Raw genomic sequence first — 11,069 nt, forward strand, 5'->3', positions numbered from 1 at the left:
TGGCCTGACACCGACCAGGCAGCTCGCTATTCGCTATTCGCTATTCGCTATTCGCTATTCGTCCTTCAGCTCCCCAGCCCTTCAAACAGCGCCGTCGACAGATAACGCTCCGCAAAAGACGGGATGATCACGACGATGTTCTTGCCGGCATTCTCCGGGCGGCTGCCGACCTTGATCGCAGCCGTCAGCGCAGCACCCGAGGAGATGCCGACCGGCACGCCTTCGAGCCTGGCGACCAGCCGCGCCTGTTCGAAGGCCTCGTCGTTGCTCACGGTGACGACCTCGTCGTAGATGCCGGTGTCGAGGATTTTGGGCGCAAAGCCGGCGCCGATGCCCTGGATCTTGTGCGGGCCGGGATTTCCGCCGGAGAGGATCGGAGAATCGGCGGGCTCGACGGCGATGATTTGGACTTCGGGCTTGCGGCTTTTCAGCACCTGGCCGACGCCGGTGATCGTGCCGCCGGTGCCGATGCCCGAGACGACGATATCGACCGTGCCGTCTGTGTCGTTCCAGATTTCTTCGGCCGTCGTTTGGCGATGGATTTCGGGATTGGCGGGATTTTCGAATTGCTGCGGAATGATGGCGTCGGGAAGCGACTCCGCCAGCTCTTCGGCCTTGGCGATGGCGCCCTTCATGCCCTTCGGCCCTTCGGTCAGCACCAGCTCGGCGCCGAGCAGCACCAGCATCTTGCGGCGCTCGACCGACATCGTCTCCGGCATGGTGAGGATCAGCCGGTAACCCTTGGCGGCGGCGGCGAAGGCCAGCGCGATGCCCGTATTGCCGGAGGTCGGCTCGATCAGCACCGTCTTGCCCGGGGTGATCTTGCCCTGTGCTTCGAGGCTCTCGATCATCGCCACGCCGATGCGGTCCTTGACGGAGGCGATCGGGTTGAAGAATTCGAGCTTGCCGATCAGGTTGGCCACCACGCCCTTTTCCCGCGCCAGCTTGTCAAAGCGCACGAGCGGCGTGTTGCCGATGGTCTCGGTGATCGAGGAATAGATGCGGCCGCGGCCGGGCTTGTGCGACATGGTGCTCTCCCTTTTGAAATGCGGTTCTGAAATTGAGGAAGAGAATAGGGTCAAAGCGCGCGTGAGGCCAGACCGCGTTCATGCCGGCGCAGCCGGCCGCGGAGAAAAAAACCTTTGAAAACCGTTTCTTGCGGAATGTTTATTTCAGGCCGCCCGCGTGGCGATGAAAGCAGCCGTGCCGGCGAGGATGCCTGCCGCCACCCGGTTCAGCGCCTGCAATGCGCGCGGTTGCCTCAGCATCGTGCGGGCGCGTGAGGCGAGCAGCATATAGGGCACCAGCACGGCGATCAGCACCACGAAGGTCGCGGCGAGCAGCATGGCATAGTCGGCGAGCCCGATATTGCCGATGTCGATCAGCGTCGGCGCAAGCGCGACATAGAAGAGCATCGTCTTCGGATTGCCGAGCGTTACCAGCAAGCCGGAAAGGAACGACATGCCGATATTGCTGGACTTGCCTGCGGCGATATCATGCGGCAGCAGCCCCGCCGTCCACAGCTTCCAGGCGATATAGCCGAGATAAAGCGCCCCGGCGATCTTGATTGCGATGAACACCTCGGTGAAGGTCTGCGCCACGAAGGCAAGGCCGAGAATGACGGCGGTGAGGTAGATCATGTCGCCGAGCACCAGGCCGAGGCCCATGAAGAAGGTCTCGCGGAAATTCGAGCCGAGCGCCCGGGCAACGATCGCGGTAATTCCGGGTCCCGGGATGGCGGCTGCGATGAACAGCGCTCCGGCATAGGCAAGCAAGGCGGCAAGGCTCATGTGTGGGCTCCCTCTTCCCTGCTGTTTTATATCCGCCAAGCCTTGCCATCAATCGACCGGCGTTGATGGGTCCATCACCAGAAGAAATGCCTGCCGCCGCGTGCCTGTCCGTTTGTGGTCAGCTCTGAAGCGCTCTTGGCCGCAGCCATCGCGGCGCCCAGCCGAGATTCATGCCGGCGGCAGCCAAAAGAATGATGGCGGCACCCGCGATCTGCATCGGCTGCAACGCGTGGCCGAAGGCCAGCCGGTCGACCAAGATCGCGGCGATCGGATAGAGGAAGGAGAGCGCGCCGGTCAGATGTGTCGGCAGCCGCTGGATGGCGCCGTAGAGCAGCACATACATCAGGCCGGTATGGACGACGCCGATGGAAATGAGGATCGCCCAGCTTCCGGCATCCGCGGGCGATCGCGAAAAATCCGTCATCGGCGCCAGCATCAGCATGCCGGTCGCGACCTGGATCAGCGCGATCAGATGCGGCGGCGTGCCTTTCAGCCATTTCGCGGCAAGCGCTGCGAGCGCGTAGAAGAAAGCCGCGCCCAGCGCCATCAGGATGCCGAGGCCGTAGCTCTCGAACGTATCGCCGCTTCCGCCCGGTTTTGCCTGAACGATCGCCATCATGCCGGCAAAGGCGAGCGCCAGCCAGAACAGTTTGGCGGCGGTGATCTTCTCGCCGAGAAACAGCGCGCCGAGGACCAGCAGCATGAAGGGCTGGGTGTTGTAGACGGTCGTCGCGACCGAGATCGTCGCATGCGAATAGGAGGCGAAGAGCAGCAGCCAGTTGACGACGATGGCGATGCCGCCGAAGACGGCAATGGCGAAGGCGCGCAGCGTGATGATGCCGGGCCGCAGCAGCCCGAGAGCGCCGCAGATGGCAAGCAGGGTGAGCGCGCCGAACAGGCAGCGCCAGAAGACCACGCCGCTGACCGGCTGGCCGGACATGACGACGAACCAGCCGATCGTCCCCGAGATCAGCATCGCTGCCGTCATTTCCGCCGTGCCTCTTCTTATGTCGCCGCTCATGATCGCCTCCGTTATCGATGGCGTCATATTATTGCGGCGACGAGCGATTTTATATAATGATAGGAAGGAGAATAATCGATTTCGCCTAATCATAATAGGAAGAATGGATATAATGGCTAACGATGCGCAGGCCATCGACGATATCGATCAGGCTGTTCTGGAGGTGCTGGCCGGCAATGCCCGCATCTCGCTGAAGGAGCTGGCGCAGCAGGTGGGGCTTTCCTCGCCGAGTGCCGCCGAGCGTCTGCGCCGGCTGGAGGAGCGCGTCGTCATCAAGGCCTTCACCATCGATCTCGATCCCGCCGCCGTCGGCTACCCCCTGCAGGCGATCGTCCGCGTGCGGCCGCTGCCGGGGCAGCTGCATTTCGTCGAGCGCCTCATTCAGGAAATTCCCGAAATCGTCGAATGCGACAAGGTGACCGGCGAGGATTGCTTCATCGCCCGCCTGGTCATCCGCTCGATGGCGGAGCTCGACGGCATTCTCGACAAGGTCGCCGAGCGGGCGGAGACCAACACGTCGATGATCAAATCCTCGCCGGTCAAGCGTCGCCTGCCGCCGCTTTCAAAGAAAAAGTAAAGTCCGTCGGGCGGCCCTGGAAATCGCTATCGCGACGATACCGAAGAAGACTTCCTGACGGCGTTGGTCAACGCGGTGCCGACTTACCATCATCGAAAACTTGTCTCAGGCATTTTTCAAACTTGTCTTTTTTGTCGATGAGAGATCGGCACTCATGAATGGCATATGCTGCCGCCATCTCGGCATTGCGATTGAAGCCGGGAATTTGTCCCGGGTTGAAAGTCGCGGCAGTCCCCCCAAAAAGATCCCTAAGTCCGATCGACTGCAGCAACACTGTGTAAAGGCAGCCTACCGGATTGATATCGCGGTCGACCATGACGTTGATAGCCGCATATCCTTTTCGGCGTTCGTGGTAGCATTCCAACGTGTCCGGCTTGCTTCGAAGCGTATCGACATCATGAACTGCTATTTGGCCCAATTTAGCGAGTTTGAGCGCATCGCGATCAACGAATACCTCGACGGTTTGGATATTTGAGGGTCGGTTCTGATCGCCGAAAGGGGCATATGGCGTTCCGGCTGAATAATCTATCGATTGGCTGGCGTTAAAATTGATACGGACATCTGCGTAGGCCATGACCCCAAAAAACACGCGCAAAAACTCGAGCTGCAAAGCTTGAACATTGCTCCTCTCCATGCCTTTCGCATTGAGGACGATGTTCATCTCGATTGTTTTGTCGATGTCGAGAATCGGCGCTGTCGATTTCGCCATGGCAAATGCGACGATCTCTTCCACAGATAAAGATGAGCGAATCGACTGGAGCCTTGTTGAATCAATCGCAGGGGCCGGCGCCGCAATCAGCGCTGCCGCTAGACCGATAACCACGCCCCATGGCGCCCTCTTGAATAGCATAACCGTCCCCACAAACGCTGCTCATCAATTGTTCGGTTGCTTCATCACACGCCGGTAGAGCCGAAGCCACCGGCGCCGCGTGCGGTCTCGCTCGCCTCTGTGATTTCGGTCACCCGCGCCTGGGTGACCGGCGCGATCACCATCTGGGCGATGCGCATGCCGCGCTCGATGACGAAGGCTTCTTCGCCGAGATTGGCGAGCAGCACCTTCACTTCGCCGCGATAGTCGCTGTCGACGGTGCCGGGCGAGTTGAGGCAGGTGATGCCGTGCTTGAAGGCGAGGCCGGAGCGCGGCCGAACCTGGCCTTCGAAACCCTCAGGGATCTCGAAGATGAAGCCGGTCGGCACCAGCGCGCGCTTGCCGGGCAGAAGCGTCAAGGGCGCATCCGCATCGACGGCGGCGCGCAGGTCCATGCCGGCTGCCCCCTTGCTTTCATAGGCGGGCAGGTCGAGGCCTTCGCCATTCGGGAGACGGATGAGGTTCAGCGTCGGGCGCGTATCGTGATGAATGGTCATGGCCCATTACTTTGCGCCCCGCGCGCCGAGGTCAATTGCATTGGCGGGCTTTAATCGCTAGATACGCGGCAATTCCACAGGATTCACACCATGGCCGAAAGTCTCGCCGAGGCGGTCTCCCGCCGCCGCACATTCGCTATTATCGCCCACCCGGACGCGGGCAAGACGACGCTCACCGAAAAGCTGCTGCTGTTCGGCGGCGCCATTCAGCTTGCCGGCGAAGTCAAGGCGAAGAAGGACCGCATGCAGACGCGGTCCGACTGGATGAAGATCGAGCGCGAACGCGGCATCTCCGTCGTCACCTCGGTGATGACCTTCGAATACAACGACAATGTCTTCAACATCCTCGATACGCCTGGTCACGAGGATTTCGCCGATGACACCTATCGCACGCTGACGGCCGTCGATGCCGCGGTCATGGTCATCGACGCCGCCAAGGGCATCGAGCCGCGCACGCTGAAGCTTTTCGAAGTCTGCCGCATGCGCGATATTCCGATCATCACCTTCATCAACAAGATGGACCGCGAAAGCCGCGATCCCTTCGAGATCCTCGACGAGGTGGAAGAGAAGCTGGCGCTGGATACGGCGCCGATCACCTGGCCGATCGGCCGCTCGAAGACCTTCTGCGGCTCCTATCATCTGGCCAACAGCACCGCCCGCGGCTCCGATACCGAAGTCGAGACCACGCCGGTCAACGGCCCGCAGGCCGTCGCCGGCAGGCTGCCGGAAAACGAACGCCAGGCCTTCATCGACGAGACGGAACTCGCCATCGAGGCCTGCCGGCCCTTCGACCGCGACTCCTTCCTCGAAGGCCATATGACGCCTGTTTTCTTCGGCTCGGCGCTGCGCAATTTCGGCGTTCGCGATCTGATCAACGCGCTCGGCGAATTCGCGCCGCCCCCGCGCGACCAGGTCGCCGATACCAGGACTGTGCATGCGACCGACGACAAGATGACGGCCTTCGTCTTCAAGATCCAGGCCAACATGGACCCCAACCACCGCGATCGCATCGCCTTTGCCCGCATCTGCTCCGGCAAGCTCGAACGCGGCATGAAGGCGCGGCTCGCCCGCACCGGCAAGCAGCTCGGCCTGACGGCGCCGCAATTCTTCTTCGCCTCGCAGCGCCAGCTCGCAGACACCGCCTATGCCGGCGATGTCGTCGGCATTCCCAATCACGGGACGCTGCGTATCGGCGATACGCTGACCGAAGGCGAATCGCTGGTCTTCCAGGGCGTGCCGAACTTCTCGCCTGAGATCCTGCGCCGCGTGCGCCTCGAAGACGCGATGAAAGCGAAAAAGCTCAAGGAAGCCCTGCAGCAGATGGCCGAGGAAGGCGTCGTCCAGCTCTTTTCGCCGGAAGACGGCTCGCCCGCGATTGTCGGCGTCGTCGGCGCCCTGCAGCTCGACGTGCTGAAGGAGCGGCTGATGGCCGAATACGGCCTGCCGGTCTCCTTCGAAATGTCGCGCTTCTCCGTCTGCCGCTGGATCTCCGCCGAGCAGCCGGCTGATCTCGAAAAATTCCTCACCGTCAAGCGTGGCGATATCGCCCGCGATCTCGATGGCGATCCCGTCTTCCTCGCCCAGGACAGTTTCTCGCTGCGTTACGAGGCGGAGCGCTATCCGGCGATCAAGATGGTCGCCATCAAGGAATATCACGCCGCCAAGGCGGCGTGATCGTCGTGGGTTCGGGGGGCTGCGGCTATTTTTCCCGCAGCGCCCGGCGGAAGTTCTGCGTGATCGGCTCGGCGAGATAGGCAAGCACGCTGCGGGCGCCCGTCCGGATCATCGCCTCGCTCGACATGCCGGGCAGGAGCTTGCGGCCCTCCAGCTTGGCGAGTTCGCTCTTGTCGATCAGCACCGTGGCGGCGAAATAAGGCGCCCCGCTGCGCTCCTCCACCATCCGGTCGGCCGACACGATCTCCACGACGCCGTCGAGCGGCGGCAGGTTGTAGCGGGCAAAGGCCGGGAAGCTGACCCGCGCCAGCTGCCCGGGGGCGATCGTCTCGACGTCTTCCGGCCTGACCATCGCCTCGACGACGAGCTGCTGGCCGAGCGGCACGACCGTCATCAGCGTCTCGCCCGGTTTGACGACGCCGCCCGCCGTGTGCACCTTCAGGTCCATGATGATGCCGTCGACCGGCGCGGCGACGCTGGTGCGCCCAAGCACGTCCTTGGCGGAGCGCTCCTCCTGTCTGAGATCGAACAGCTCCGCCTCGACCTTGCTCAGCTCCTCGACGGCCTCGTTCAGCCGCACCGTGCTGAGGTTCAGGATCTGCATGTCGATTTCGGCCATGGCGCTCTTGGCGCGGGCGATGGCCGCGACATTGGTGGCGCGCTCCCCTTCGAGCTCCCGCTGCTGCCGTCTGAGCAGCAGGTTCCGCTCACGGGTAACAAGCCCGCGCTTGAGGAGGCTTTCGAGGTCCTTGGTTTCACCCTCGATCACCTCGATCTGCTTGTCCTCGGTGACGATGAGCTCCTCCAGTCCGGTTATCTCTTCCGCGGTCTGGCGGCGGCGCTGGCCGAGTATTTCCCGCTCGTCCTTCAAATTGTGTTGCTTGGCCGAAAATACGTCCCGCTGCGAGGACACGGCGTCCTTTGCCGACGGGCTGGGATTTGCAAGCAGCACCGGATCGAATTCGATCTCGGCCTTGCCGTCACGCTCGGCTCTCAAGCGGGCGGCCAGCGCCTCGCGCGTCGCAATCCGGTTCTGGATCAGGTTGAGCTTCGCCTTCGCCTGTGTGCTGTCGAGCTGGATGAGGACCTTGCCCGCCTTGACGATATCGCCGTTGGCGGCGTTCAATTCGGCGATGATGCCGCCCTCGAGGTGCTGGATGAGCTTGCGGTCGCCGGCAACCTTGATGACGCCATGCGCCACTGCGGCGCTGTCCAGCGGCGCGAGCGCCGCCCATCCCCCGGCGATGCCGAAGAACAGGAACATCAGCGCGAAGCCGGTGAACGTCACGCCTGCAAGACGCAGGGGTGCCGGGGCCGCCGCGGGCGGCGAGACGGGTAGCGGAACGACCTTCATATCCTTCATGGTTCGTTTCCTTGCCTACTTCACGATCGTCGGCATCTGCGTGACCTTGCGCACGCGCGCGGTGAGTTCATTGAAGACATAGTCGCGCGGACCGAAGAGGTCCTGCTGGCCGCGGTTGAGCACCAGTATCTTGTCGACCGTCTCCATGATGTTCGGCCGGTGCGCAATCAAAATGACGGTCGTGCCCGCCGCCTTCATCTCGCCAAGGGCTGCGATCAAGGCCTCCTCGCCTTCGCGGTCGAGATTGGAATTGGGCTCGTCGAGAATGATGAGCGCTGGGTCGCCGTAAAGCGCCCGCGCCAGGCCGATGCGCTGGCGCTGTCCGCCGGAGAGAACCGCGCCGGATTCGCCGATCTCGGTGAGGTAGCCCTTCGGCAGCCCTTTGATCAGTTCGTGAACGCCCGCGAGCTGCGCGGCCTTGACCACCTTGTCGAAGATGACGGGGCTGAGCTTGGCAAAGCGGCAGATGTTTTCGGCGACGGTGCCGGCGAAGAGCTCGATGTCCTGGGGCAAGTAACCGACATAATGCCCACGGTCCTCCGACGCCCATTGGGCAACGTCCATGCCATCGAGCAGCGCGCGCCCTCCGGATGGGCGCCAGGCGCCGGCCAGTATTCGCGCCAGGCTGGTCTTGCCGGCCGCGCTCTGGCCGATCAGCGCCATTGCTTCACCCGGTTCGAGGTGGAAATTGATGCCTTTCAGGATATGTTCGCCGCCCTGCCGGGCCAGCACGATGTTGTCTGCCTCAAAGCGGCCCTTCGGCCGCGGCAGCGGCAGGACCGGTGTTGCCTCCGGGTGCTGCCCGGCGACGGCGGTGAGGCGTCGGTAAGCGGCGCGCGCGCCGACCGTCGCCTTCCATGTACCGATCGCCTGCTCGACCGGGGATAAAGCGCGGCCCATCAGGATCGAGGCGGAGATCATGATGCCGGGCGAGGCCTCGTTGCGAAGGACGAGATAGGCCCCAAGGCCAAGTATGCCCATTTGCAGGGCGAGCCGATGGCAGCGCGCGATGGCAGCGATGATGCCGCCGCGGTTGGCGGCGACGACCTGCCCTTTGTTGGCCTCGTCCTGCTGCACCTTCCAGCCTTCCAGCAGCGGCTTCAGCATGCCCATCGCCTGGATGACCTCGGCATTGCGGATCGCCGCTTCAGCCTGGACATAAGCCCGCGACTGCGCATTTGTGGCCTCAGTCAGCGGCTTTCGGGTGAGCCATTCGTTGAGCAGCGCCAGCAAAAACAGCAGGGCCCCGCCGCTGAGCGCCAGCCAGCCCAGCCAGGGGTGCATGAAGAATATGGCGGCGAAAAACAGCGGCGCCCAGGGCGCGTCGAGGATCGGGAAGATGCTTGGGCTGGTGAAGAAGTTCCTGACCTGATCGAGGTCGCGCAGCGGACGGGCATTGACCTGGCCGGGCGCCGTGGCGGCATATTCGACCGACGCCGTCAGCAGCACGGGCGCCAGCCGCGCGTTCATCCATGACCCGACGGTCGCCAGAAGACGGCCGCGCACCACCTCCAGCCCCGCCATGGTCGCAAGCGCCGCCGCCGCCATCAGCGAGAGCATCAGCAGCGTCTCCAGGCTGTGGCTGGACAAAACGCGGTGGTAGACTTGCAGCATATAAAGCGCCCCGGTCAGCATCAGGACGTTGATGCCGGCGCTGAACCAGATAAGCGGCCGGATGGCGCGTCTGGCTTCTTTCATCACCACCTGAAGCGCCGGGGCCTGTTGGTTGTTTTTTATCATTGTCATGTCTCTGGTGTACGAGATTACACAGCATGCAAAGACAGTCGGGGGCGGCGCGAGCTGCCCCCGGGTTGGTCAAGTGTCAGGCGACGTCGACGAGGATGTGCTGCATCGCCGTCTGATCCGCATCCGCGTCCGCGACCTGGAAAGCGAAGTCGAGATTGGCGTTCGGCGTCTCTGTCACGGTTGAGGTAAAGCCGATATCCGTGATCTTCAGCACGTCGTTGTCGGTGCCGTCGAAGTTCACCAGACCGCTGGTCGCATTGCTGCCGCCGCCGGCGCCGGTCGTCCTCACCAGGTCGATCGCCGTATTGTTGCCGGTGATGCCGTTGCCCGACTGCATGATCTGGGCGCCCTGCAGCACATAGTCTTCGCCGGCCGCGTTGTAGTCGTTCTGCTCGATGATCACGAGGCCGTCATTGTTGTCGAGCGTGAACTCGCTGCTATAGGGGGCAGGCACCTGACCCGCCCTGTAGATGTCGGCGTTCGACACATAGACGGCCCGGGTGATCGTCGAGTTGTCGTCCGTGGTGCCGGCGATGTTGTCGGCGCCGTTCTTGTCGATCAGGTCGAGGATCACCATCAGGTCCTCGCTGTTGCCGATGCCGTCGAACTTGATCGCCATCGAGCTGGCGGTCGCCGTCGGGGCGGTGGCCTCGTTGACGATGCCGACATTGCTGTTGAAGAACCGCAAGGTGAGCAGTTCGTCCTTCTGGATCGTATCGCCGGCGACACCATTGGTGCTCTGCGTCGCAGACACCCAGGTCTCATTGTTGTTGCTGATCATCTCGTGATTGGCGCCGGGGGTGAAGATGGTGTCGGCCGACGACCCCTCGCCATTGCCGGTCAGGCTGAACGGGTTGGACCTGTTGATCGCGTTGCCGGTGAACTGCACATAGAAGTCTTCATCGGTAGGCGTGTTCGGATCGTCCGCCTGCAGGCGTTCCACCACGATCGGCGGGTGGCCGGTATTGCCGGTGGGCTCCTTGGAGAGGAGCTCGCTGGTGTGGAGCACGTCGAAGCTGAAGCCTTCGAGCGGGTCGGTCAGGTTGATGGTATAGGTGTCGGCGACCTTGTCGAAGACGAGGGTGCCGCCTGCCGTGCCCGTCTGGACGCCGGCCGCCGGATCCTTGTCGTAGGTGAAGGTGAAGTTGAACGTGGCGGAGGTGAGGCTCTCCGACGCCAGCGTCACATTCGAGGTGATGAGATTGCCGCCTCCGCCGCCGGTGATCGTGCCGGTGAGGCCGATCTGGACGCTGGCGGCCGCGCCATTCTGGTCGATGAAGTCGGAGCCGCCGCCGGTGTAGAACGCGGCCAGGCGAGCATCCGCACCGATATTATAGCCGAAGGCGCCGGTGGCCGATGCGTTGAGCACATTGGCCAGGGTCTCGTTCTGGATGCCTGCGGTCCCGGGATCGCCGTCGAACGGCACGGTGATCGTCGGCCCGTCATCCTCGAAGTTGAAGCTCTGGCCGATGTCATGGGTGTCGGAGGCCTGGTCGCCGTCGCCATCGGTGATGGTGGCGGTCAGCGTGATGA

General features: G+C 62.9%; 9 protein-coding genes and 1 pseudogene. 2 read left to right on the forward strand and 8 right to left on the reverse strand.

Translation table 11 applies throughout. The annotated features are described in order from the left end of the window. Positions 1-65: 65 nt before the first annotated feature. From cysK to CO670_RS10365, 3 genes are all read right to left on the reverse strand, one after another. The gene (gene cysK / locus CO670_RS10355) at positions 66-1,028 is read right to left on the reverse strand and encodes a cysteine synthase A (RefSeq protein WP_088687409.1); all 963 of its coding nucleotides are present in this window, start codon (positions 1,026-1,028) and stop codon (positions 66-68) included. A gap of 144 nt (positions 1,029-1,172) precedes the next feature. Beyond that, on the reverse strand, positions 1,173-1,790 hold the full coding sequence (locus CO670_RS10360) for a LysE family translocator (RefSeq protein ID WP_088676579.1): 618 nt from the start codon (positions 1,788-1,790) through the stop codon (positions 1,173-1,175). Positions 1,791-1,908: 118 nt separating this feature from the next. Next, positions 1,909-2,811, reverse strand: a complete 903-nt coding sequence (locus tag CO670_RS10365) for a DMT family transporter (protein ID WP_097590142.1) — start codon at positions 2,809-2,811, stop codon at positions 1,909-1,911. A 112-nt stretch (positions 2,812-2,923) separates the two neighbouring features. Here CO670_RS10365 and CO670_RS10370 point away from each other — a divergent pair, with 112 nt between their 5' ends. Next, positions 2,924-3,388 carry an Lrp/AsnC family transcriptional regulator gene (locus CO670_RS10370; protein ID WP_097590143.1) on the forward strand — a complete coding sequence of 155 codons (465 nt, stop codon included), beginning with the start codon at positions 2,924-2,926 and terminating at the stop codon, positions 3,386-3,388. A 67-nt stretch (positions 3,389-3,455) separates the two neighbouring features. Here the strand turns inward: CO670_RS10370 and CO670_RS10375 are convergent, their stop codons facing one another. Further along, complete coding sequence (locus CO670_RS10375) at positions 3,456-4,238, reverse strand: hypothetical protein (RefSeq protein WP_097590144.1); 783 nt, start codon at positions 4,236-4,238, stop codon at positions 3,456-3,458. A gap of 44 nt (positions 4,239-4,282) precedes the next feature. Then, the gene (gene dut / locus CO670_RS10380; protein WP_097590145.1) at positions 4,283-4,753 is read right to left on the reverse strand and encodes a dUTP diphosphatase; all 471 of its coding nucleotides are present in this window, start codon (positions 4,751-4,753) and stop codon (positions 4,283-4,285) included. A 90-nt stretch (positions 4,754-4,843) separates the two neighbouring features. Here dut and CO670_RS10385 point away from each other — a divergent pair, with 90 nt between their 5' ends. Further along, complete coding sequence (locus CO670_RS10385; RefSeq protein ID WP_097590146.1) at positions 4,844-6,427, forward strand: peptide chain release factor 3; 1,584 nt, start codon at positions 4,844-4,846, stop codon at positions 6,425-6,427. Between the two features lie 25 nt (positions 6,428-6,452). Here CO670_RS10385 and CO670_RS10390 read toward each other — a convergent pair whose 3' ends face one another. The 3 genes and pseudogenes from CO670_RS10390 to CO670_RS10400 all read right to left on the reverse strand — a co-directional run. After that, positions 6,453-7,790, reverse strand: a complete 1,338-nt coding sequence (locus tag CO670_RS10390) for an HlyD family type I secretion periplasmic adaptor subunit (RefSeq protein ID WP_097590147.1) — start codon at positions 7,788-7,790, stop codon at positions 6,453-6,455. 15 nt (positions 7,791-7,805) lie between these two features. Then, positions 7,806-9,530, reverse strand: a complete 1,725-nt coding sequence (locus CO670_RS10395) for a type I secretion system permease/ATPase (protein ID WP_176538908.1) — start codon at positions 9,528-9,530, stop codon at positions 7,806-7,808. A gap of 82 nt (positions 9,531-9,612) precedes the next feature. Beyond that, a pseudogene (locus CO670_RS10400) lies at positions 9,613-11,069 on the reverse strand (hypothetical protein); the annotation flags it as partial.

This window comes from Rhizobium sp. J15, from assembly GCF_002531825.1.
Lineage (GTDB): Bacteria > Pseudomonadota > Alphaproteobacteria > Rhizobiales > Rhizobiaceae > Rhizobium.

What these genes read in the sequence shown, in the direction of transcription:
- CO670_RS10395 (WP_176538908.1), bottom strand. Translation starts at nt 9,530, where the DNA reads ATGATAAAAAACAACCAACAGGCCCCGGCGCTTCAGGTGGTGATGAAA.
- CO670_RS10385 (WP_097590146.1), top strand. Translation starts at nt 4,844, where the DNA reads ATGGCCGAAAGTCTCGCCGAGGCGGTCTCCCGCCGCCGCACATTCGCT.
- CO670_RS10390 (WP_097590147.1), bottom strand. Translation starts at nt 7,790, where the DNA reads ATGAAGGATATGAAGGTCGTTCCGCTACCCGTCTCGCCGCCCGCGGCG.
- CO670_RS10360 (WP_088676579.1), bottom strand. Translation starts at nt 1,790, where the DNA reads ATGAGCCTTGCCGCCTTGCTTGCCTATGCCGGAGCGCTGTTCATCGCA.
- cysK (WP_088687409.1), bottom strand. Translation starts at nt 1,028, where the DNA reads ATGTCGCACAAGCCCGGCCGCGGCCGCATCTATTCCTCGATCACCGAG.
- CO670_RS10375 (WP_097590144.1), bottom strand. Translation starts at nt 4,238, where the DNA reads ATGCTATTCAAGAGGGCGCCATGGGGCGTGGTTATCGGTCTAGCGGCA.
- dut (WP_097590145.1), bottom strand. Translation starts at nt 4,753, where the DNA reads ATGACCATTCATCACGATACGCGCCCGACGCTGAACCTCATCCGTCTC.
- CO670_RS10370 (WP_097590143.1), top strand. Translation starts at nt 2,924, where the DNA reads ATGGCTAACGATGCGCAGGCCATCGACGATATCGATCAGGCTGTTCTG.
- CO670_RS10365 (WP_097590142.1), bottom strand. Translation starts at nt 2,811, where the DNA reads ATGAGCGGCGACATAAGAAGAGGCACGGCGGAAATGACGGCAGCGATG.